Consider the following 22,991-nt stretch of genomic DNA (forward strand, 5'->3'; position numbering starts at 1 on the left):
TACCCCGTTACGTCAGGGCCAGCACCGCGCGGGCTGTTGTCTCTTCCGTCACCAGGCCATTGATACGGCGACCTTTCAGTGCGGCGTAAATCGCATCGGCTTTCTCAACACCGCCAGCCACGCCGACGATGGTAGGTAACTGCGCCAGTTCATCAAGCGTGACGCCCAGCAGTTCTTTGTGGATCTCCAGCTCTTCAACGCACTCTCCTTCGGCAGTGAGGAAATAACCGAGAATGTCGCCGACGGCCCCTTTACGGGCATACATCAGCTGTTCACCTTCGCTGATGTAGCCTGAGCGCAATATCGTTGCATCACGACGCTGGTTCACGGACCCAATCCCGACCACCGCCACGTCGGCCGCCGTTGCGGCGAGGATCACGTCCCGCACGCTGGTTTCACGTTTTAAGATCCCAGCCACCTCGGCGGAGGAGACGCGAAGCGGGGCGGGGATCATGCTGACGCTGCATGCCGCGTCCAGCTGGCCGATACCGGTCATATACGGCCCCACGCCGCCGGAAAGGGTGACCAGACGGATCTGCTGCGAGCTGATAAAGCCGCTTAAATGTTGCAGGCTGCTCATGGTGGTTTCACCAAATCCCACCGCTAACAGCTGGCCGGGTTCCAGCACGCCCATTAACGACTGCGCGGCACCAATGCCTAACCGCACGTTCATTGGCGGGGTATTCAGTGCTGGCAGCACGCGCACCAGCTTTAGCCCAAAGCGCTGCTGCAGTTCGGTTTCCAGTGCCAGACAGCCCTCATAGCGGGAGTTGATCTGCACGCGGATCACCCCTGACTGGCGACCTTTCTCCAGCAGGCGAGAGATCTTCAGGCGCGGCAGGCCGAGCCGTTCGCCAATGTCGTTTTGCGTCAATCCGTCGTGGTAGTAACACCAGGCCACGCGGGCAACCAGCTCCTCTTCCGCCAGTGCCAGCCCGGCAAACCGACCTTCTTCCGCAGTGCGTTTATCGCTCATAATTGAACTCTTATAAAAATTTAGATCATATGTTCGTGACGGCGCAGGTCGAAAGTGTGAGCCACGCGGCAAAACGGATCATTTAGATAGTTTCTTTCTCAGATGGATCTTAATCGATAAAACTGTGATCCCTGCACGGTTGTAAATATAGTTCACCGTCTACGCTTTTGAACATTATTAAATCTAAAAATCATTTGTTCAATAGCGGAGCGATGATGACCCCACTTATCGAAGCACGAGCCATCTGCAAGCAGTTTTCCGGGGTGCCGGTTTTGAAAGGCATTGATTTCACGCTGCTTGCGGGCCAGGTGCATGCGCTGATGGGCGGGAACGGCGCGGGTAAATCGACGCTGATGAAGATCATCGCCGGGGTGGAGACGCCGGACAGCGGTGAACTTTCCGTAGCAGGTCATTCATATGCGCGGCTCACGCCCGTGCAGGCCCATAAGTTAGGTATCTATCTGGTGCCCCAGGAACCGCTCCTGTTCCCCAATCTGACGGTGCGGGAAAACATCCTTTTCCGCCTGCCGCGTGAACGGGAAAGAGAGAATCGGCTGACGGAGAAGCTGCAGCAGCTTCAGTGCCAGCTAAATCTCGACGCCACCGCCAGTACGCTGGAAGTGGCGGATCAGCAGATGGTGGAGATCCTGCGCGGTCTGATGCGTAACGCAACGATCCTGATCCTCGACGAGCCCACGGCCTCCCTTACGCCGGGTGAAACCGAACGTCTGTTTCGCCAGATCCGCGCCCTGCAGGATCTGGGCGTCGGCATCGTCTTTATCTCGCATAAATTGCCGGAGATCCGCCAGCTGGCAAGCCACGTCTCGGTGATGCGCGACGGTGCCGTAGTGCTCAGCGGGGAAACCGCGCAGTTCGACGATAACGCGCTGATTGCCGCCATGACGCCGGTGAGCCGGGAGAAAGGCTTAAGCGATGCGCAAAAACTGTGGCTGGCGCTGCCGGGAAACCGTCGCACCCAGCCGCAGGATTTTCCGGTATTGCGCGTGGACGATCTTACCGGGGAGGGGTTTATCGATCTCTCGCTTGAGATCTACGCAGGCGAGATCGTCGGTCTGGCCGGGCTGGTCGGATCCGGGCGCACCGAATTTGCCGAGACGCTCTACGGCCTGCGTCCGGTGCGTGGGGGACGGGTCTGGCTGGAGAATCAGGAGATCACTCACGAGAGCGTGGGCGCCCGGCTGGACAAAGGCCTGGTTTATCTGCCGGAAGACAGGCAGGTGTCCGGCCTGTTCCTGGATGCACCCATCCGCTGGAACACCGTGGCGCTGAACGAGCCGTCTCTCTGGCAGCAGCGCAAGCGGGAGTCCGCGGTGGTGGAGCGTTACCACCGCGCGCTGGGGATCAAACTCAACCATGCGGATCAAACCGTGCGCACCCTCTCCGGCGGGAATCAACAGAAAGTGCTGCTGGCCCGCTGTCTGGAAGCCAACCCGTTATTGCTGATCGTCGATGAACCGACGCGCGGCGTGGACGTGTCGGCACGTGCCGATATCTACCAGCTCATCAAAAGCGTGGCCGCGCAGAACGTGGCAGTGCTGATGATCTCAAGCGATCTCGATGAGTTTCCTGGCCTTGCCGATCGCGTGCTGGTCATGCACCAGGGCGTGCTCAGCGGCGAGTTGCCGCGCCATGCCGTCAGCCTCGATCGGATGATGGCGCTGGCGTTCGGAGGACAATCATGAAGACGTTACTGAAAAACCGCGAGCTGAGCGCGTTTCTCGCCATTCTTGCGCTGTTTGCCGTGCTGGTGGCGCTTAATCCGGCGTACCTGAGCCTTCAGACGCTGGGGATGATCTTCGCCAGCGCGCAAATCCTGATCCTGCTGGCGCTTGGCGCCGCGCTGGTGATGCTGACCCGCAATATTGACGTCTCCGTGGGCTCCACCGTGGGGCTCTCAGCCATCGCCGTCGGCGTGGCGCTGAACAATGGCTACAGCCTGCCGGTATCGATGCTGTTCGCGCTGTCTGTCGGTGCGCTGGCAGGGGCGTTCAACGGGTTTCTGGTGGTGGCGCTGCGCATCCCGGCGATTGTCGCCACCCTCGGCACGCTGGGGCTGTATCGCGGGGCGATGCTGCTCTGGACCGGTGGAAAGTGGATTGAAGGGTTACCGCCGGGGCTGAAATCCCTCTCTGAACCCGTAGCCGTGGGCATTTCGCCGCTCGGCATGGTGGTGCTGTTTTTGGCCGCCGTCGGCGCGTGGACGCTCTCGCGTACCGCGTTTGGACGCGATTTCTATGCCGTGGGCGATAACCTTGCCGCCGCGCGCCAGCTGGGCGTGGCGGTTAACCGCACGCGGATGATCGCCTTTACTCTCAACGGCATGCTGGCGGCCTGCGCCGGGATTGTCTTTGCCGCGCAGATTGGCTTTGTGCCAAACCAGACCGGGAGCGGGCTGGAGATGAAAGCCATCGCCGCCTGCGTGCTCGGCGGCATTTCGCTGCTGGGCGGGACGGGCACGCTGATTGGCGCACTGCTTGGGGCCTTTTTCCTGACGCAAATCGACACCGTACTGGTGCTGTTTAAGCTCCCGGCGTGGTGGAATGACTTTATCGCCGGGCTGGTGCTACTGGGCGTGCTGGTGCTCGACGGGCGTCTGCGCCAGGCGCTGGCGCGTCATCAGCGGGCGCTGAAATACGGTCGCTTCCAGCCGGGTAACAGAGGGGGAAAGCACGTCACCCCATTTCCCAAACGCAAAAAAGAGGTGGCGTAAATGAAGCTTAACTGGGAAAGCGCGCTGCTGATCTTACTGGTGCTGGAGATCCTGCTCTTTGGCGCCATCAACCCGCGGATGCTCGACATCAACATGCTGCTGTTCAGCACCAGCGATTTTATCTGCATCGGCATTGTGGCGCTGCCGCTGACGCTGGTGATTATCAGCGGCGGGATCGATATCTCCCTCGGTTCAACCATTGGCCTGTGCGCCATTGCGCTGGGGGTGATGATGCAATCGGGCTGGCCGATGGCGGTCGCCATTCCTCTGACACTGCTGCTGGGCCTGCTGTGCGGGCTGGTGAATGCGGCGCTGATCCACTACACGGGTATCAGCCCTTTAGTTATCACTCTCGGCACGCTCTACCTCTACGGCGGCGGGGCGCTGCTGCTCTCCGGCATGGCGGGCGCGACGGGCTATGAGGGCATCGGCGGCTTCCCGGACAGCTTTACCGCGTTCGCTAACCTGACCGTGTCAGGTCTGCCCATTCCGCTGGTGCTGTTTGCGCTCATTACGCTCTTCTTCTGGCTGATTACCCACCGCGGGCGCTTTGGGCGGCATCTGTTCTTAATCGGCCAGAACCCGCGCGCCGCGCGCTATGCGGCGCTGTCGGTTAACGGCATGCCCTACGCGCTGTATGGCCTGGTGGGCGTCGCCTCGGCCATTGCCGCCCTGGTGATGGTCTCCTATTTCGGTTCCGCGCGCTCGGATCTGGGGCGCGATCTGCTGATGCCAGCCCTCACCGCTGCCGTACTCGGCGGGGCGAATATTTATGGCGGGTCAGGTTCAGTTATCGGTACGGCACTGGCAGCGCTGCTGGTGGGGTACCTGCAGCAGGGGTTACAGATGGTCGGCATCCCCAACCAGGTGTCGAGCGCGCTGTCAGGGGCGCTGTTGGTTGTGGTGGTGATGGGACGTTCGCTGAGTCTGCACCGTGAATGGGTGCGTTCTCTCTTTAGAAAACTATCCGGAGCGTAAGATGAAAACAAAACTGATAGTCCTGGCAATGGCCCTCAGCTTCGCCTCGGCGCAGGCGGCGGACCGCATCGCCTTTATCCCGAAGCTGGTGGGGGTGGGCTTCTTCACCAGCGGCGGCAATGGCGCGAAAGAGGCGGGGAAAGACCTCGGCGTGGACGTCACCTACGACGGCCCCACCGAGCCGAGCGTCTCCGGCCAGGTGCAGCTCATCAATAATTTCGTCAACCAGGGCTATAACGCCATTATCGTCTCCGCCGTGTCGCCGGATGGCCTCTGCCCGGCGCTGAAGCGCGCCATGCAGCGCGGCGTCAAAGTGCTGACCTGGGATTCCGACACCAAACCGGAGTGCCGCAGCATTTACATTAACCAGGGTACCCCGGAGCAGCTCGGTGGCCTGCTGGTGGAGATGGCCGGGAAGCAGGTGACAAAACCGAATGCCAAAGTGGCGTTCTTCTACTCCAGCCCGACCGTCACCGACCAGAACCAGTGGGTGAAAGAGGCGAAGGCCAAAATCGAAAAAGATCATCCCCAGTGGCAGATTGTGACCACCCAGTTTGGCTATAACGACGCCACCAAATCCCTGCAAACCGCCGAAGGGATCTTAAAAGCGTACCCGGATCTGGATGCGATCATCGCCCCGGATGCCAACGCTCTGCCTGCCGCGGCGCAGGCGGCGGAAAACCTGAAGCGGGAAGGGGTGGCGATTGTCGGATTCAGTACGCCTAACGTCATGCGTCCGTACGTGGAGCGCGGCACGGTTAAAGCCTTCGGCCTGTGGGATGTGGTGCAACAGGGCAAAATTGCGGTCAATGTCGCCGATCGTTTGTTGAAAAAAGGCGATCTTAACGTCGGCGACAGCGTGGAGGTAAAAGATATCGGTACGCTGAAGGTCGAGCCGAACAGCGTCCAGGGCTACCAGTATGAAGCAAAAGGCAACGGCATCGTGCTGCTGCCAGAGCGCGTGGTGTTCACCAAAGAGAACATCAACAAATACGATTTCTGACGGGGGAGCAAATGGCTGATTTAGACGACATCAAAGACGGTAAGGATTTTGGCATCGGTACACCGCAGCAAAATGTACCGTTCACCCTGAAGGGCTGTGGCTCGCTGGACTGGGGCATGCAGTCCCGGCTTTCGCGCATCTTCAACCCAAAAAGCAACCGCACGGTGATGCTGGCCTTTGACCACGGTTACTTCCAGGGGCCGACCACCGGTCTTGAGCGTATCGATCTCTCTATCGCGCCGCTGTTCGCCGAAACCGACGTGTTGATGTGTACCCGCGGTATTTTGCGCAGCACCGTACCGGCCGCCACCAATAAACCGGTGGTCCTGCGCGCCTCCGGCGGTAACTCAATTCTGGGCGAGCTGTCGAACGAGTGCGTGGCAGTGGCAATGGAAGACGCGCTGCGCCTGAACGTCTGTGCGGTGGCGGCGCAGGTGTACATTGGCAGTGAATTCGAGCATCAGTCGATCAACAACATCATCAAGCTGGTGGATGCGGGGGCACGCTACGGGATGCCCGTGCTGGCGGTGACGGGCGTCGGCAAGGAGATGGCGCGCGATGCGCGGTACTTCTCGCTCGCCAGCCGTATTGCCGCCGAAATGGGGGCGCAGTTTGTCAAAACCTACTATGTGGATGAAGGATTCGAAAAAGTGACCGCCAGCTGCCCGGTGCCGATCGTCATCGCCGGGGGGAAAAAGCTGCCGGAGCACGAGGCACTGGAGATGTGCTGGCGCGCGATTGACCAGGGAGCCTCCGGCGTGGACATGGGGCGCAACATCTTCCAGTCCAGCGCGCCGCTCGCCATGCTGAAGGCGGTGAAGAAAGTGGTTCACGAGAACATGAGCGCCCGGGAGGCGTTCCAGTTCTGGCAGGAAGAGAAACAGGGAGAAGCGAAATGAACGTGACGTTAGTGGAGATCAACATCAAACCCGAGCGGGTGGACGAGTTTCTGGAGGTGTTTCGCGCCAACCACGAGGGCGCGATTCAGGAGCCGGGAAACCTGCGTTTTGACGTGTTGCAGGACCCCCGGGTGAAAACCCGGTTCTTTATCTACGAGGCCTATAAAGACGAAGAGGCGGTGCTGGCGCATAAAAAAACGCCGCACTACCTGGCCTGCGTGGATAAACTCGAAGAGCTGATGTCGGAGCCGCGCAAAAAACGCAGTTTTGTGGGGCTGCTGCCGGAGTGACAAATTAACCGGCAGCCAGCGATTCAATGGGGATAGTGGTGAAAGAGGCGAAGAATAACGGATGTTATACTCTGGCGCCGGTTGTCTTTTATTTCATCTATCCCCAACGATGAGCTGACGTTAAAAAACGCCTCTTCCTTTATCTTATGACGCCAGCAATCCTTTCAATCAGATAGGGATAGAACGGATTCGAGGTGATACGCATTAAGGAGTCCATATCTGCCAGCAGTACCGCTCGCTCCCCTCTGACGCGTAAAACACCCAGACTCAGACCATAGTGATTTGGTTCATAGGGTTCACTTCCATATAAGGAGTCATGGACAGGAAACGGGAGGGCGACATGAGAGAGTGAAAAAACATCTCTCGGATAGCGCACATTAAGGGGCTGCACGTCTGCTGTTGTTGAGTGCGCTAAGTGTGTCGAAGCGACCATGTTCATACTCTCTGAAGAGGCGTTTTTGACGATAGTCGTCGTGTAAGTACGCTGTGGTGTTGCCAGTAAGTGTGATAGCGCGCGATCCGAAGAGTGGCGAAACAGTGCACGAAAATTGACCGCACGATTAATATCAAACAACACCAGTTCGCTACCGTTATCCGGTAGATTGTGATGGAGCACGTCCAGCACTGCCCGGGTACTGACTGTGGAATCAAGAACGGACTGAAACGTAAGCACATGAGGAAGATCTTTCCAGCCAGCCGATGACTTGCGCCGCGTAAGATCCCGTTTCAATGTTTCAGTCAGAAGATAAGCCTGCCGCGCACCATTCACGGGAAAAGAGTTATATTTAAAAGGATTAAATTCTGGTACCAGACCTAACCAGGCCGCACGAGAAAAGGCCGGGAGAAAGGCTGTCCATTCGGCCATTCCCGAAAACCGAGCAAAGCGGCTTATGCCTATCATGGGAGAAATCAGGACAATTTGTTGTGGCTTCTTCAGGCTCTCATCATCAAGGGCATCGATGGCATATTTCATGGCCAGCGCCCCACCATTGGAAAAACCAACAATATGCAGCGGCGCATCCGCATGGGTCATTTTTGTTGCCTCGCGCACCGCAAGACGCGTTGCTGCCAGCCAGTCCTGCCATTTTACATCCGTTAATGCCCCGGGTACGGTACCATGGGCAGGTAGACGGATCCCGATGGCGACAAACCCTTCTTTTTGATAGAGCCGGGCAATATGCTGCAGGCTGTAAGGGGAGTCCGTAAGTCCGTGCAGTAACACGACAGCCCCTCTCGGTTCCGCCTGTGGGCGCATGATGTAGGATCGATTCCAGTCTGTGGGAAGGGTGTCCGGAAATACCGGGCTTGACGGGTTATAACGATTTAAACTCGTTGTATCCTGATCGGTTTGCTTCATAACGACATTGTTATGCACCTCCATAAAGAGGGTGTTTTCAGCATTGATATAGTCATCCCAGTCGGCCCGATCGATCTCGTGTTCGCGTAATTCATTAGGGACAAAAGTGTGCCAGGGCTGGAGTTCGCCGCTACGCTGTACCCAATAAAACAGGCCTGTCATTGCACAAAGCGTGAAGCCCAAAAGGATAAAAATACAACGCTTCAACACTCTAATACTTTTCTTGCGCATAAATCCTCTAAACATAGATATTCAACCTGATATCTGCTGTATTTAGGTTTTAAAGCGCAGCGTGGTTGATGATGGGGGCACAGAATAAAGATATGGACATCGCATAAACTATGCTTTTAACCATTGCATGATCAGCAAGGAGTTAATGGCGAAATTGATATGCGCGACGATAGATAACATAATACTAAGCGCTGCCACAAACAGAACCTTGAGGTTGAGGATGCGTGTTTTTTTTAAGTTTGCATCCAGCCATAACATATTTCTTATTTTATTCTTTTGATATAAATACATTATCCCCATAGATAAATATAAGAGAGGCATGATAATGCTTACTGAATTGATCTGTAACAGCAGTAATTAACTGCCAACTAATGCAAAAAGCCATGAAATAAATAGCAGCATAAGCGTTGCTCCTCAGTTTTTTTTGTTGGTAAGGTAAAACCAAATCATAAACAGAACATCTAAAAACAACCAAACCCCGCCCAGCAACAAAACGTGCGAGACAGCACCCGGCCAGAACAAAGCGCCATTGGGGGAAACAGAAAAGAAATCCTGTCCCCAGACCAGGCGTGCCACAATCATGAAAAGGGGCAGCAATAAAAGGTTGAACAGAAAAAGATAACGGATAAAGTTTGGTTTTTTGGGCCGTCTGATATTTTCTTCCGGGAACATGGTTTCCTCACTGGTTTCGGTGAAAATAAAGAGGCATTCTAGTGCGAAAAGATAGATGGAACTTAAACACACGTCATTTTATAGCGTACGCAGCTGTCACCTCGATGATTAATGAATGAGAGTATGGTGAGTGAGGATCTCTTGTTTGTTTGAACTTCATATAACATCGCCCCCTAAAATAAGCCACCAGACAGAGCTTGTTTAAGGTTCTGACTTCTTTTTTTTAATGTAGATTAGGTGATAACAAATGTTTAAAAAAACACTCACAGTAGTGGCAATTCTTTCAACTCTTTCTGTTGGTGCTAACGCCGCTGAAATTGGCGCTCAGTTAGGTACACAACATACGGAGTTAAATGCACTGATTGCGCCAGAGCCGACCGGTATTTTTTATACTGCAAACTGGGCTAACAATTATAATGATGGCCGTAATTCTGGCGGTGTCGGCCTGGGTTATCAGGTGTCTCTGGGTAAAGCCGATCTATACGCAGGTGCCAAGGCCATCTATATGGCGCCTAAGAAAGGTGATAATGGATTTGCGGCACCGATTGGTGGCGGGGTTCGTGTCCATTTCAGCGATGAGGTGTATGCCTATGGTGAAGGTTATACCGCGCCACGTGGCCTGAACAATGCCGTCGAAAACTATGTTGAAGTTGATGCAGGGTTGGCCTGGCAGGTACGAGATGAGGTGAAACTCAAAGCGGGTTACCGTCATATTAGCGTTCATGGTAAATCCGGTACGCCTAATCATACGCTGCTTGATGGTGCTTACCTGGGCGCCGCGCTTCAATTCTAAACAAACACTCACCGCGAGCCCTACGCTCGCGGTGAGTCGTTGCATATAATCCAGTCATTTTTCTTTACCCTCCTTTTTATCCAGAGACTCTTCTTCCTTCTTCTCTTAAAACATTTCCTTTCCTGCGCTGATAGTAAAAAGACCGAGAGTGTAATGCAGGGCTGAGCCCTGCTACAGGTTGTAACGTAACCACCCGAAGAGTACGTTTCCGTTATTATAGGTGCCAGGAATATAGGTGAACTGGATGTTCACATTTTTATAACTCACTGAAAAAAGCGGGAATATAATCGGTAAGGGAATGTAGTTGCCCATATCTTTACGCGCCGTTATCCCGGCGGTCACCCCTAATCCCAACCTGAAATCTTTTTGTTGGCCTGGATGCCATCCTTTCTCCCATGCATAGCCGGTGACCGGTTGCCACTCATTATGTGAGTCTTTAAACACCATTCCATACAGTGCACTCCAGTTGCCATTGCTGTGATGACGAGAAACCCCCACTCCTGCACCCCAGGGCATTTCGTTATAGCGATCGGTCTTTTCTTTATCGTACATGAACCGGTTATGCCAGCTGATAAAAGGAAGATAAATATCGTGGCTATCATAATCTGTCCAGGTTTGCGTAATATCGGAAACAATCCTGCTGCCCCAGCTTGCTGCATTTTCATCAGCATGAGTCTGGCCATAGGCACGTGTGGCAAAAAGAAGTAACCCGCTCCAGAGTAAAACAGAGCAAATCAACAAAAATAAATGATAAAAGCCGCCGATAAAGTCGATTTTTTCCTTACAGGGCTGCCAGGGGGTAGTGCTTTTCATTGCGAACACTCCAGTGGATAAAAGTAATTAAAAATAATAAATAGGCCAGCGCATTAACAAAACATGAGACGAATTGTTAATAGCGCCAGAGATGACTGATTTTCTAAAACGAAATGACTAAGGTTGGATATTACGCCATCCTTAGTCATTGTGATTTAATTTATGGCTTTCTTTTTAAGGAGTTCGAACTCCTCCTGGCTAATAACGTCCTGGTCTAATAGTTTTTTGGCGTCTGATATTTGTTCCGCTGGTGATTTACAAAGACTATATTGTGCTGCGGCATTCGCATCCAGTCTGTAAGCACGTTGTCTTTTGGCCATTCCCTTACCTCTCAGAATGAGATAAAAAATAGAGGTGATCAGCGGGATGAAAAGTAACAGCATTATCCAGAGCGATTTAAAGAAGCCGTTGAGTGTATTGTCACGGAATAAATCAGTAACGATCTGGAAAATAACAAACAGATACGCAATAAAAAAGAATATAGAAAACAGGGTGGCTGCCATATTCCAAAATTGTAATAGATGAGTCGTCACAATGATGCCCTCTTAAGGATATAAATGGTCACATGGAATGAATAAAAGATAAAAACCTGCCACAAAAAATTTTCATCCTTAATGAAAAGGACAATCATCCTGGTGTGGCAGATATGATAAAGCGTGTTATTGAGCTGGAGAGATCGTTACCTGACCGCGATGCGAGGTAATATTTACACGTTGCCCTACGACAAATTCACCTTCACGGGCAGGCTGCACGGTGACGAACTCTTGCCCGTTATCAGGACGAATAAAGAGTTCAGCCGCATTATGTCGCGCCATTCCTCGTTGTATCGACTGTCCTGCCATCGCGCCAGCAACGGTACCGCCAGCCGTCGCCAGCAGACGGCCGCTTCCGCCACCAATAGCATTACCGGCAGCACCGCCAATCAACGCGCCCCCGACTGTACCGGCAGCGCTGCTTCCGGTGTCGTTTTGGGTTGTGATGTATCTCACCCCTGTGATTGTGCCGTGCGACAGTGCCATCACCTGACCGGAAAGCGCAGCACTTGCATGATGGGCAGAACCAACGGGTTTTTCAGTACAGCCAGCCAATGCCAGCAAACCGGCCAACATTAAAACAGAACGTGTAAACATCTCTCTTCCTTATGAGTAATCAACGGCATCACGAATTAATGGACATGTCATACAGTGGCCGCCACCGCGTCCACGCCCTAATTCACTCCCAACAATTTCAATGACCTCAACGCCTTCTTTACGCAAACGGTCGTTTGTTTTGGTATTGCGGTCATAGGCGATAACGACACCTGGAGACATGGCGACCACGTTATTTCCGCTATCCCATTGCTGACGCTCGGTGTCGTAGACATTGCCTTCGGTTTCAACGACCCTGAGCGAGCGTAAATTGAGTGCCCTGGCTACCACCTCTGTTAACGGCTCTGAATAATGCTCCAGACGCATTCCGCCTGGGGAGTCGTCCTTAATCAGTGAAAAGACTTCGATTTGATCAACAATGGCGGGATAAAGCGTCACTAAATCTCTGTCACAAAAGGTGAATACGGTATCCAGGTGCATCGCCGCTCTGAGCTTCGGCATCGCGGCAATAATAACGCGCTCGACATGGCTAAACGGGTTCGAAAACAGGGCAGATGCAAGCTGGGCAATGGCCTGATAGGACGTTCGTTCGCTCATACCGATTAAAACGGTCTTGTTGCCAATAGGCATAACATCGCCGCCTTCAAGGGTGGCGGATCCGTGATAACGCGTTGGATCTCCCCACCATGTATTGATCGTCTGACGGGTGAAGTCCGGATGGAACTTATAGATAGCAGTGGTCAGTAACGTTTCTTCACGACGAGCCTGCCAGTAAAGGGGATTAAGCGTAACCCCGTTATAAATCCAGCTGGTGGTATCTCGCGTATAAAGCGTATTCGGCAACGGCGGGAGCAAATATTCACGCAGCCCTGTCGCTCTTCCGACGAGTTCAAGTTCTTCTTTATCGCCCCTGTGTCTGTTCAGCAAATCATAGGTTGAAAGTCCGCCGATCATAAACTCAGCCAGCCGATCTGCGGGTAACGAATCCAGGAACGAGCGTGTTTCATTAAGCAAACCCAACGGGATTTCATCAGCAGTAATCTGCTGTTCGATGAGCCAGTTGCGTGCCTGACGGTTAGCCAGCGTTTCGGAGAGCAGATCATGCATCTCAACAACGTCAACACCGCATCCGCGCATTTTGTTAATAAAATCGAGATGATCCTGACGGGCACGCTCTACCCACATGACATCATCAAATAACAGTCGGTCGCAATTGCCCGGCGTAAGACGGCTATGTGCTAACCCAGGGGCGCACACCATCACTTTGCGTAACTGGCCGACCTCGGAGTGAACACCCAGTGGTATATCTTGCATAGTGTCTCCTTAAGAGAGTAATTAAATGGTAATATTTCCGTTTATAATTCCATAAATACAGGCCAAAGCCGCGAGCACGATGGCGGTAAATAATATTCGTTCCGTACCAGAGAATATTTTTTTGTTTTGCTCACGCTTAGCAATGTAATAAAGCAGTGTGCCAGGCGCATAAATAACGGCGGATAGCAGCACATACGTTAATCCGCCGGCATAAATCATCAACGAGGCATAGGCAGTGGCAATGACAGAGATCACCAGGTCTTTATAATATCCCTTTGTGCACTGTTCGTAGGTTTCTCGTGTAATAACCAGCTTCAGGCTATACGCGGCAACCAGAAGATAGGGGATAAGCGTCATCGCGCTGGTTAGCTCAAGGGCTAACAGGAATGCGTAATCGCTGAAAAAAGTGATAATTAAGAACAGCTGTATCGAGATATTCGTCAACCATACGGCTGATGAGGGAACGCGCCAGCGATTCTCGCGTGCAAAAACGGCAGGCATGCTCTTTTTCAACGCCGCGGAATAAATAACCTCAGCGGCGAGCAATGACCAGGAAAGATAGGCTCCGAGGACAGAGATAATTAACCCCACGCTGATGAAAATCATGCCCCAGCGTCCCACTATGCTTTCGAGAACACCGGCCATTGAGGGTTGCCGTAAGGCTCCCAGCTCGGCCTGGGGCATAACGCCATAAGAAAGCATGGTGACTAACATCAGTAAGCACAGCACCCCGATGAAGCCGAATACGGTCGCCAGGCCAACGTCTTTCCGGTTAGTTGCATAACGCGAGTAAATACTTGCCCCTTCGATTCCAAGGAATACGAATACGGTCACCAACATGGTGCTTCTGACCTGGGAAAAGATTGATCTGAAGAGAGGTGGCTCTCCGGCGGCCCCGCCCCAGAAATTAAGCATAAACATCTCTTTTTTGAATGCCATTATCAGAATGGCGATAAATACAAAAATAGGGATGATCTTGGCACAGGTGGCCAGGGTATTGATAAAGGCCGCTTCTTTAATACCCCGCAATACCAGGAGATGAAAAGACCATAAAACAACTGATGAGACAGCGATTGCCAGCAGCGTATTACCTTCGCCAAATGCAGGGAAAAAAGCGCCTAATGTTGATTTAATTAAAATAAAATAGGATACGTTGCCGATACATGTACCCGCCCAGAAACCGAGTGCCGAAATGAAGCCCGGATATTCGCCGAAACCGGCTTTAGCGTAGCTAAAGACGCCCGCATTGAGTTCAGGCTTTCTTTGCGCAAGGTTCTGGAATACAAATGCCAGCATCAGCATACCGCCACCGGCAATCACCCAGGCAATAATTGCACCAAGCCCACCGGTTGCTCGTCCGAATGCAGCAGGTAATGAAAATATACCCGCTCCGATCATCGCTCCGACGACAAGCGTCGTTAAAGACCAAAGCGATAGCGTATTGGTCGTAGATTTGTTCATATAATTTTCTTAACAATGAAGCTGTGATTGATGAAGTGTGAGTTTAAAAGCGTTAAATATACCGTACTTAAATGAAGTTAATTTTTATGCCATCAAGGCTGCACAGGGGCTGGGTGTAACTCAGATCGCACCGTTTAGATCGTAATAATAACCCTCTTCTCTTTGATTTCTGATTTGCCCGCTGTTGTAGGGCGCCAGTTTCTTTCTCAGACGACCAATAAGCACCTCGACGGTATTGTTTTCTTTACCCATCCAGTCGTGGTAGAGATGTTTCATGATTTTACGTTTGCTCAGCGCCTTGCCTTTGTTCTTCACCAGTAGCTTCATAATTTCAAATTCAAAACGGGTCAGTCGAATTTTTTGCTTGTTGATGAAGAGTACTTTACTGTTTAAATCGAGCTCTAAATTACCTGCAGTAATACGGCTGGAAGGGGTGAGATAATTCCGGCGTACTAAAACCCAAATTCTGATGATAATCTCTTCAATATGACTAGACTTGACAACATAATCGTCAGCGCCGCTTTCAAACGCTTTCACCTTATGTTCAATATTGTTGCTGCTGTTAAGGATCATGATGCGGATAGTGCGCCCTTCGCGTCGCCACTTACGAATCGCCTGTAACTCAGCAGTGGAAAGCGTTTCAGATGCCATAATCAGGAGTTCAGCTTTATTTGAAAACATAAACATTTCCACTTCCTCAATACTCGAAGATACATCAGTTAAAATACCTGCTTCTTCAATTTGGGTTTTCAAATAATGCTGGTTTATAATGTTAGGATCTAATATTAACACGCGCATATCTTCCTCTCACTTTGTTGCTTCGCCTGTTAGGGTTAATGACATTTTATGAAATGGATTTCTATGCTTTAAGATAAAAGCATCGTCACCAAAAAGTTGGCTAAATAATACTTTTGAAATAAATTCAAACAATTCTTTTATGAAGGATATTAGAAATACAAAATAAAAAAATGCAGAATAAAAGAAGTGAAGGGAAGAGTATGAGAAAAGCAGAGGAAGTAGAATTTAATCAAGAAGAATCACCTTTAATAAGGTTTTTGTTCTGCTTTTTTTGGCAGGTAGGGTGTTTGTTTAGATGAACGTATGGTTGCTCCAATTGCTTTCTGGTTGGGTTTTTGTTAAAAGTTAAGTGCGAGTTTTATTTCTTGATTTAACAATCTATACATCTGTCTTGCATTCATAACATTAGCACAATGAGCCATGTGCTTGCGTCAATAAACTCATTTTCGGCAAATAAATATGGCACGCTGCAAATCGCTTATTCTCCAGGTTTTGGGGTCAAGCTTCTGGATCTTATAGTGCAGGACAGGTTGGCTGGTGGTGAGTTTTTCAATCAGCAAAGAAGGTGCATTATCCTGCGGATTAGCAAGAAATTTACCTTTTGTGACTTTGTGGAATCCGTTTTGCACGTCTGTGTCGATGGTCATGTTTCCTGTACGATCGACAAGGAACTCTTTACCATAATAGTTCAACGTGCCGTATTCGCTGACCGTGACGAGACCATCGTTGGTAATGTGGAAAACAATTTTGATATTTCCATTAATCCCTTGCTGGACATTTTTTGAATCTTCATAGTTGATATGTACCGTCGACATACAGTTCATCTGTAGGTAATCATAAACACCAACAAGCTTGTATATTCCCATTGCAAGCAAGGGAAGCATCAACAGGCATAAAACAATATTAATTGTTGTTAATATTGACGAAGTTTTCGCATTCATGTCCTTTCCCTGTATTTTGTTTGCCACACAGGGCAATGTGAGTTGAGTACACCTTGCTTTTTAAAGGCGCTCTGTTGTCATCAAAATAGATATTTTTGGGATATTGCTGGCATTTTAATGCGATTCTTTGCCCTAAATTTGTATTAAAAAATGAGTCAATATTCTCTTGTTTGACGCCATTTTCGTCAGTATAGACATCGCATAATCCGACTGACTTATATTTATGCATAGAGCTATCGTTTAAATGGTACAAATAAAAGGCAGTGATGGTGCTCACCATTAAAACGGTTAATGCTATTGTGCTAATGTAAAAACCTTTGTGCGAGGAACAGATTTTTTTAAATTTTTCGTACGTGCTACTACGTGTAGTACTAACACGAGTACACTGACAGTGCAGTACAAATCCTTGCTTTGGTATTGTTTCGATTTTGTCTTCAAGCGAGAATTCAAGAAATGCTTTTCGCAACAGAGATATGTTTCGGTTCAGGTTGTTATCAGAAGCAACCAGACCATGTTCTTCCCAGACTTTTTCAAGGAGTTCAGTACGGCTGACCTGAGAATTATTGGCGTCAATAAGTGCATTTAATAATCGCGACGTCGCCAGTGAAAGCTCAACTTCGCGTTTATTATCGGTTAAAATGCGCGATTCATCATTATAATGCACTATCCCGTCAAGTAGGTACTGCATAGCTTAAACGTCCTCGCAAATGAATCTAAGCATTATAATTTTAGCGCTACTATTATTCAATCTTCTGATTTCTATTAAGAGTCGAGAAGACGTATTTTTACCGGGATAATTACACGTAGACAGAGGGACAAACTGCGAGGGTGGGGACGTTGCTTTCTCAACCATCCCTGAGAATAATTACTTTATGAATGATGCGGTGTGGCCGGGTAAGCGCAGCGCCACCCGGCGTTTTTCAGGCCAGTTCCAATTCCGCAAGGATCGCTGAAAGCGCCTCGCGCGGCTCTCCCTGAATTGCCTGCAACGGGAACGGCAAGCCGGGTGTTGCCACTTTTCCCCTCATTTCCGCCGCTGCCGCGATGACCCTTACGCTACCGTAACGACGGAACAGATCCCATAGCGGCTCTAACCGTTCTGACTCTGTACTTTTCCCCGAACGCGCTATCGCCAGCGCCGCTTTTGGGAACAACCCCGCGAGAACCGAATACCAGACGTCAAACCCGGCCTGCAAGGCTGAGGCTGCCCGCCAGTCACCGGCGATACCCAGTGTGACCGTATCAGGAAGCCGGGCACGTACCTGCGACAGGTCCTCCGGCACGCGGCCAAGCTTGATGGAGCCCACATTTTGCAGAGACGCGACGGCAAACAGCAATTCATCGCTAAACGCAAAACCGGTCGTGGCAGGGTTATCGTAAATGCACAGCGGTACGGAGAGCTGGCGGGTCACCGTTTCATAGAGCTTGAATACTTCCTCATCCGTTAATCGCTGGTACGACACGGGTGCCATCAGCACGCCGGAGACTCCGGCCGTTTGCGCGTCGTCAGCCAGACGCTGAATATCGTCCAGCCGCATTGCGCCGATGCTGACGATAACCGGTATGTTACCGGCATGTTCCACCGCACAGCGTGTCACCCGGGCACGCTCTTCAACGGTCAGATAGGCATAGCTCCCGGTCGAGCCAAGAATGCCCAGTGAATCCACGCCTGCCTCAACCACAGGAGAGAGCAGATGCGTAAAGGCCTGCTCATCAAACGTGCCGTTTTTCAGGGGCGTTAACGGAAATGCGCTGACTCCACGAAACATTTTTTATCCTCTTACAGGGTCAGTAACTGCCTGTGCACCACTGCACCCGGCATCAGACGTTGCAGGTTATCAATCAGATCCGCTCCGGCTTCTTCCAGTGCCGTAAGCGGCATTGACGGCAGACTTTCCAGAATAAACCACATGGTTTGCGCCTGACTGTCAAGACGCGTCCGTATACCCTGGCGCCAGTTCCAGCGACGGCAGGTAACACCGAGGTCGTCGCGCCAGATAACCTCGCCCGGCTCCGGGTATTCCACCACCGGCTGCCCCTCTTTGAAGGTATCAAACGGCTCGCTGCCGTCCGCCAGCGTCAGGCGCGGCGCGCCTGAATAAGTCGCAAGATTTTCTCCACCAACCGGGATGGCGTAGCGAATGCTCACCGCGTTGTAGATATCCACCACCGGATCGAGCGGTGGCAGCGAGCCGTCTTTTAAGACCCGCTTACGTAAGGCGGATGCCGAGCAGGGCGTACGTTTCGGTTTTGCGCCGAAGGCCTTAAATACCTCATCCCAGCCGGAAAGGTGCGCGTCAGCCCACGGCACATCATCATTAAGCATCTGCTGGCAGGCTTGCGTGAGCACGGCCGGAGCGACTTCCGGGTGGGTAATCGGCGCAGCTTCAACCAGAATGCTCAGCGCCCGAAAGCCCGGGGCAATTGCGGCAAGGCGCGGGTCTATTGACGGCGTAACGAGAGACATAAATAATCCTGTATTGACTGTTTTATACCATGGTAGTGACCAATGACTGAAAAAGTCAATATAATGACTGAACAGGGTGCCGATATCGCCCAGGTAAGCCTGGCCGTAGCGAACCGCATACGCAACTGGCGTAAAGAGAAAAAACTGTCGCTGGATGAACTCTCGCGGCGTGCCAGCGTCAGCAAAGGCATGCTGGTGGAGATCGAAAAGGGCGCAGCCAACCCCAGCATCGCCATTTTGTGCAAGCTGGCCGCCGCGCTCGGTATCTCAGTGGCGGATATCGTTAACGTCTCCAGCGAGCCGCTGGTGCACGTTATCGAAGAAGCCGCGATCCCGGTGCTGTGGCAGGGGGAAAAGGGCGGACGTGCCAGACTGCTGGCAGGAACCGCGGGCCCGGATATGATTGAGCTATGGCAGTGGGAGATGCAGCCGGGAGAGCGTTTTACCTCTTCGGGGCATCCGGCGGGTACCTTTGAGCTGCTGCACGTGAACGAAGGCATATTAACCCTGACGGTGGACGAGACGGTTACGCAGGTTGCTGCCGGGGCATCGGCGGTGGCGAAAACGGAAGCCGCGCACGGCTATGCCAATGAGGGAAAAAAGGTGCTGCGCTTTACCATGACGGTGGCGGAGTTTCACCGATAAAAAGCAGCCCGGTGGCGCAACGCTTACCGGGCTGGTGTTGTAGGCCGGGTAAGCGCAGCGCCACCCGGCGTTTTTTTACGCCTCTTCCACACTCACGCGCAGTGCCGCCAGCGCTTTACGTGCCGCCTTCAGCACCTGCTCACACTGCTCAATGGTCAGCGTCAGCGGTGGCTCAATGCGGATGGTTTTGGAATTGTTGAGCGTGCCGGCCACCAGCACCCGCTGGCGGAACATCTCGCTCGCGAAGCTATAGCCGATTTCGTTATCAACAAACTCAATGGCCATCAGCATCCCTTTACCTCGTGCCTCCTGGATCAGATCCGGGTATTCACGTCCCAGCTGACGGAAACCGTCCAGCAGCATGTCGCCTTTCTGCTCCGCCTGCGCAGGCAGGTTTTGCTCCAGCAGCACGTTGATGGTGGCCAGCGCGGCCGCACAGGCCAGCGGGTTACCGCCAAAGGTGGTGGTATGCAGGAACGGGTTGTCGAACAGCACCGAGAAGACCTCTTCGGTGGCAACCGTCGCACCAATCGGCATTACGCCGCCGCCGAGCGCTTTCGCCAGACACAAAATGTCCGGCTGAACATTCTCGTGCTCGCAGGCGAACATCTTGCCGGTACGTCCCATGCCGGTCTGCACTTCGTCGAAGATCAGCAGCGCACCAAACTCATCGCACAACTGACGTACGGCAGGCAGATAGCCCTGTGGAGGCAGGATCACGCCGCCTTCGCCCTGAATTGGCTCCAGGATCACCGCAGCTACGTCATCGCCGGTTTTACGGCATTCGCTGAGCACGGTGCGCATGGCATTAATGTCGCCGAACGGCACGTGGCGGAAGCCCGGCAGCAGCGGCATAAACGGTTTGCGGAAGGTGGATTTGGCGGTCGCAGACAGGGCGCCCAGGGATTTACCATGGAACGCGCCGCTGGTGGCGACAAAAGTGAATTTCCCGCGCGGCGACTGGTACGCTTTGGCGAGCTTAAGCGCCGCTTCGACCGATTCCGTGCCGCTGTTGCTGAAGAAGCTGTATTTCAGTTTGCCGGGTGTTAAGGCTGCCAGCGTTTTCGCGAGCATGGCGCGAAGCGGGTCGAGCAGTTCCTGGCTATGAAGAGGTTGTTTCGCGAGTTGATTCTGTACGGCGGAAACCACTACTGGATTACGGTGCCCCACGTTGAAAATGCCAAAACCACCCAGGCAATCAATAAACTCCTGTCCCTGGGTGTCGACAAGCGTATTCAGACTTCCCGCTTGCCACTCTACGGCTCCGTAATCCCCGCCGGCGGTAACAGATTTGCGATACTCCAGAAAACCTGGATTGACGTGCTCTTTAAAGTAATCGATGACCTCTCGGTTAAGTTGTTTCATCTCCTCATGATCAAGCGTTCGCTTCTCAATGAGATTCAGTGCGTGCGCGGTACAGGCAAGAGCCGAGGCGCTGGAAGGTAACCTGTTCAAAATATGCTCCCGGGGATCGCGTATCACATGATACTGCGTTAAGTATTGCAGGGATTACGCCACTTCAGCGGACTTAACGAAAATCGGGATAAACGCCAGGTTAAAATAATGTTGCGCAATATTTAATCATGCCGATGTTTTCCAGACGGGATTTAGCGGTACGGAAAACGGGGGCAGGAAGACGTGGATGGGGTCAATTGCACCAGGGGGGTGCAGGCGGTGCGACTTAAGTGGGCGTTAACAGATCATCCTTTGCAGGTAATTTCATTGTGAAAGTATTTAAAATCAATCAATTATAAAATCTCACAAAAAGTGCGGTTTAAGTGAAATCTGCGATCTCCATCAAGTTTAACAACTAAAGATAAATTGTTTACCGCCGAAAAAACAATAAACCACAAAATTAACATTCAAATAACCTGCAAGGGATGCTCACGATGTCCTCTCCAACCTATGTCACCCAGAATGAATATCTTCTGGACGATGACACCACCTTAATGTCTACCACAGACGTCCACAGCTATCTGACTCATGCTAACGACACCTTTGTTCAGGTGAGTGGCTATCAGCTTAATGAGCTGATGGGTCAGCCGCATAATCTGGTGCGCCATCCTGATATGCCTAAAGCCGCTTTTGCCGATATGTGGTACACCCTGCAACAGGGCGAGCCGTGGAGCGGAATTGTCAAAAACCGCCGTAAAAATGGCGATCACTACTGGGTGCGCGCCAACGCGGTGCCGATGGTGCGCCACGGGAAGGTCACCGGCTATATGTCGATTCGCACCAAAGCGACGGCAGAAGAGATCGCTACCGTGGAGCCACTCTATAAGGCCCTGAATGCCGGACGCTGTACTAAACGGATCCATAAAGGGCTGGTGGTGCGTCAGGGCTGGTTCGGAAAACTACCGGCAATGCCGCTGCGCTGGCGGGTACGCGGCGTGATGGCGGTGCTCTTTGGCGCGCTCGCCGCTACGCTGGTGGCAACCTCAGCAGGCTGGGTGTCGTTGGTCGCAGCAGCGATAATGATGCTGCTGGGCACGTTGTTGTTTGAACAGCAGATTGTCCGGCCGGTAGAGAACGTGGCGCGACAGGCGCTGAAGGTGGCAACCGGCGAGCGCAATAGCGTGCAGCACCTGAACCGCAGCGACGAACTGGGCCTGACCCTTCGCGCGGTGGGGCAACTGGGGCTGATGTGTCGCTGGCTAATCAATGACGTATCAAGCCAGGTGGTGAGCGTGCGCGACGGCAGCGACAAGCTGGCACAGGGTAATGAGGATCTGAACGACCGCACGCGTCAGACCGTTGCAAACGTGCAGCAGACCGTGGCGACGATGAACCAGATGGCGGCCTCCGTTCAGAGTAACTCTGAAACCGCCACCGAGGTCGATAAGCTCTCCGTAGCCGCCAGCAGTGCGGCGACCAAAGGCGGGAACGCGATGCAGACGGTAGTCAAAACCATGGACGATATCGCCGACAGTACCCAGCGTATCGGCTCCATTACCACCCTGATCAACGATATTGCCTTCCAGACCAATATCCTCGCCCTGAATGCGGCGGTAGAAGCGGCACGGGCCGGTGAGCAGGGCAAAGGCTTTGCGGTGGTGGCAGGGGAAGTTCGCCATCTTGCCAGCCGCAGCGCTAACGCCGCCAATGATATCCGTAAGCTGATTGATGCCAGCGCCAGCAAGGTACAGTCCGGCTCCGAGCAGGTACACGCCGCAGGACGCACCATGGATGATATCGTTGAGCAGGTGAAAAACGTCACTCAGCTGATTGCGCAGATTAGCCATGCCACCTCTGAACAGGCTACCGGGCTTTCGGAGTTAACCCGCGCGGTGGCTGAACTGGACAGCATCACGCAGAAAAACGCCGATCTGGTTGAAGAGAGTGCGCAGATCTCCGCGATGGTAAAACACCGGGCCGGACGTCTTCAGGATGCAGTGACGGTTCTCCATTGAGTCTGTAATGTTCCAGAAAAGCCGTTTATTCTGCCAGGCGTAAACGGCTTTCGTCGCTTCATTTGTAATTATTCCTGCGATTTATTGTTAATTTTATATTAAGTAACTAAAGAAAGTGCCTCAG

23 protein-coding genes are annotated in these 22,991 nt (G+C 52.3%); 9 read left to right on the forward strand and 14 right to left on the reverse strand.

Annotated features, from left to right (window positions below; genetic code table 11):
* Window positions 1-7: 7 nt before the first annotated feature.
* Entirely contained in the window at window positions 8-976 is a 969-nt protein-coding gene (gene lsrR / locus ACOTZF_RS13535) for a transcriptional regulator LsrR (RefSeq protein WP_013098851.1), read from the reverse strand.
* 215 nt (window positions 977-1,191) lie between these two features.
* Here lsrR and lsrA point away from each other — a divergent pair, with 215 nt between their 5' ends.
* Genes lsrA through lsrG form a run of 6 tightly spaced genes read left to right on the forward strand, consistent with a single transcriptional unit; the run spans window position 1,192 to window position 6,877 of the window.
* On the forward strand, window positions 1,192-2,679 hold the full coding sequence (gene lsrA / locus ACOTZF_RS13540; RefSeq protein ID WP_013098850.1) for an autoinducer 2 ABC transporter ATP-binding protein LsrA: 1,488 nt from the start codon (window positions 1,192-1,194) through the stop codon (window positions 2,677-2,679).
* Window positions 2,676-3,707 carry an autoinducer 2 ABC transporter permease LsrC gene (gene lsrC, locus ACOTZF_RS13545; protein WP_013098849.1) on the forward strand — a complete coding sequence of 344 codons (1,032 nt, stop codon included), beginning with the start codon at window positions 2,676-2,678 and terminating at the stop codon, window positions 3,705-3,707. The genes lsrA and lsrC overlap by 4 nt, the downstream gene beginning before the upstream one ends.
* Window positions 3,708-4,685, forward strand: a complete 978-nt coding sequence (gene lsrD / locus ACOTZF_RS13550) for an autoinducer 2 ABC transporter permease LsrD (protein ID WP_014833377.1) — start codon at window positions 3,708-3,710, stop codon at window positions 4,683-4,685.
* Window position 4,686: 1 nt separating this feature from the next.
* On the forward strand, window positions 4,687-5,688 hold the full coding sequence (gene lsrB, locus ACOTZF_RS13555; RefSeq protein ID WP_020689399.1) for an autoinducer 2 ABC transporter substrate-binding protein LsrB: 1,002 nt from the start codon (window positions 4,687-4,689) through the stop codon (window positions 5,686-5,688).
* 11 nt (window positions 5,689-5,699) lie between these two features.
* Entirely contained in the window at window positions 5,700-6,587 is an 888-nt protein-coding gene (gene lsrF, locus ACOTZF_RS13560) for a 3-hydroxy-5-phosphonooxypentane-2,4-dione thiolase (protein WP_029883832.1), read from the forward strand.
* The gene (lsrG, locus tag ACOTZF_RS13565; protein WP_013098845.1) at window positions 6,584-6,877 is read left to right on the forward strand and encodes a (4S)-4-hydroxy-5-phosphonooxypentane-2,3-dione isomerase; all 294 of its coding nucleotides are present in this window, start codon (window positions 6,584-6,586) and stop codon (window positions 6,875-6,877) included. Before lsrF ends, lsrG begins: the two co-directional genes overlap by 4 nt.
* Before the next feature lie 139 nt (window positions 6,878-7,016).
* On the opposite strand, the gene ACOTZF_RS13570 is transcribed toward lsrG, so the two are convergent.
* The gene (locus tag ACOTZF_RS13570; protein WP_062935496.1) at window positions 7,017-8,465 is read right to left on the reverse strand and encodes an alpha/beta hydrolase; all 1,449 of its coding nucleotides are present in this window, start codon (window positions 8,463-8,465) and stop codon (window positions 7,017-7,019) included.
* Between the two features lie 414 nt (window positions 8,466-8,879).
* On the reverse strand, window positions 8,880-9,137 hold the full coding sequence (locus tag ACOTZF_RS13575) for a hypothetical protein (protein WP_023622126.1): 258 nt from the start codon (window positions 9,135-9,137) through the stop codon (window positions 8,880-8,882).
* A 247-nt stretch (window positions 9,138-9,384) separates the two neighbouring features.
* On the opposite strand from ACOTZF_RS13575, the gene ACOTZF_RS13580 reads away from it, so the two are divergent.
* Window positions 9,385-9,930, forward strand: coding sequence for a YfaZ family outer membrane protein (locus tag ACOTZF_RS13580; protein ID WP_013098838.1), 546 nt, complete (start codon window positions 9,385-9,387; stop codon window positions 9,928-9,930).
* Between the two features lie 171 nt (window positions 9,931-10,101).
* On the opposite strand, the gene pagP is transcribed toward ACOTZF_RS13580, so the two are convergent.
* The 10 genes from pagP to ACOTZF_RS13630 form a co-directional block, all read right to left on the reverse strand.
* The gene (gene pagP, locus ACOTZF_RS13585) at window positions 10,102-10,743 is read right to left on the reverse strand and encodes a lipid IV(A) palmitoyltransferase PagP (RefSeq protein WP_129251577.1); all 642 of its coding nucleotides are present in this window, start codon (window positions 10,741-10,743) and stop codon (window positions 10,102-10,104) included.
* 155 nt (window positions 10,744-10,898) lie between these two features.
* Window positions 10,899-11,276, reverse strand: coding sequence for a zinc metalloprotease HtpX family protein (locus tag ACOTZF_RS13590; RefSeq protein ID WP_047023550.1), 378 nt, complete (start codon window positions 11,274-11,276; stop codon window positions 10,899-10,901).
* Window positions 11,277-11,402: 126 nt separating this feature from the next.
* Entirely contained in the window at window positions 11,403-11,873 is a 471-nt protein-coding gene (locus ACOTZF_RS13595) for a glycine zipper 2TM domain-containing protein (protein WP_062935493.1), read from the reverse strand.
* Between the two features lie 9 nt (window positions 11,874-11,882).
* Complete coding sequence (locus tag ACOTZF_RS13600; RefSeq protein ID WP_045293622.1) at window positions 11,883-13,145, reverse strand: arginine deiminase; 1,263 nt, start codon at window positions 13,143-13,145, stop codon at window positions 11,883-11,885.
* A gap of 21 nt (window positions 13,146-13,166) precedes the next feature.
* Window positions 13,167-14,606: a basic amino acid/polyamine antiporter gene (locus tag ACOTZF_RS13605; protein WP_038420667.1), complete on the reverse strand. Its 1,440-nt coding sequence runs from the start codon at window positions 14,604-14,606 to the stop codon at window positions 13,167-13,169.
* 120 nt (window positions 14,607-14,726) lie between these two features.
* Window positions 14,727-15,404 carry a winged helix-turn-helix domain-containing protein gene (locus ACOTZF_RS13610; RefSeq protein ID WP_029882949.1) on the reverse strand — a complete coding sequence of 226 codons (678 nt, stop codon included), beginning with the start codon at window positions 15,402-15,404 and terminating at the stop codon, window positions 14,727-14,729.
* A 440-nt stretch (window positions 15,405-15,844) separates the two neighbouring features.
* Window positions 15,845-16,345: a hypothetical protein gene (locus ACOTZF_RS13615; protein WP_241692341.1), complete on the reverse strand. Its 501-nt coding sequence runs from the start codon at window positions 16,343-16,345 to the stop codon at window positions 15,845-15,847.
* Entirely contained in the window at window positions 16,308-17,033 is a 726-nt protein-coding gene (locus ACOTZF_RS13620) for a winged helix-turn-helix domain-containing protein (protein ID WP_058651395.1), read from the reverse strand. Before ACOTZF_RS13620 ends, ACOTZF_RS13615 begins: the two co-directional genes overlap by 38 nt.
* Before the next feature lie 232 nt (window positions 17,034-17,265).
* The gene (locus tag ACOTZF_RS13625; RefSeq protein ID WP_058651394.1) at window positions 17,266-18,114 is read right to left on the reverse strand and encodes a dihydrodipicolinate synthase family protein; all 849 of its coding nucleotides are present in this window, start codon (window positions 18,112-18,114) and stop codon (window positions 17,266-17,268) included.
* A gap of 11 nt (window positions 18,115-18,125) precedes the next feature.
* A complete protein-coding gene (locus ACOTZF_RS13630; RefSeq protein ID WP_038420663.1) occupies window positions 18,126-18,812 on the reverse strand; it encodes a B3/4 domain-containing protein in 687 nt (228 codons plus the stop codon).
* Between the two features lie 42 nt (window positions 18,813-18,854).
* Here ACOTZF_RS13630 and ACOTZF_RS13635 point away from each other — a divergent pair, with 42 nt between their 5' ends.
* The gene (locus ACOTZF_RS13635; RefSeq protein ID WP_013098828.1) at window positions 18,855-19,457 is read left to right on the forward strand and encodes a helix-turn-helix domain-containing protein; all 603 of its coding nucleotides are present in this window, start codon (window positions 18,855-18,857) and stop codon (window positions 19,455-19,457) included.
* A 75-nt stretch (window positions 19,458-19,532) separates the two neighbouring features.
* Here ACOTZF_RS13635 and ygjG read toward each other — a convergent pair whose 3' ends face one another.
* Window positions 19,533-20,912, reverse strand: coding sequence for a putrescine aminotransferase (gene ygjG / locus ACOTZF_RS13640; protein WP_013098827.1), 1,380 nt, complete (start codon window positions 20,910-20,912; stop codon window positions 19,533-19,535).
* Window positions 20,913-21,346: 434 nt separating this feature from the next.
* On the opposite strand from ygjG, the gene ACOTZF_RS13645 reads away from it, so the two are divergent.
* Window positions 21,347-22,867, forward strand: a complete 1,521-nt coding sequence (locus ACOTZF_RS13645) for a methyl-accepting chemotaxis protein (protein WP_013098826.1) — start codon at window positions 21,347-21,349, stop codon at window positions 22,865-22,867.
* The last annotated feature ends 124 nt before the right edge of the window (window positions 22,868-22,991 follow it).

Source organism: Enterobacter cloacae complex sp. SHL021 (assembly GCF_049237765.1).
In the GTDB taxonomy this organism is placed as follows: Bacteria; Pseudomonadota; Gammaproteobacteria; order Enterobacterales; family Enterobacteriaceae; genus Enterobacter; species Enterobacter cloacae.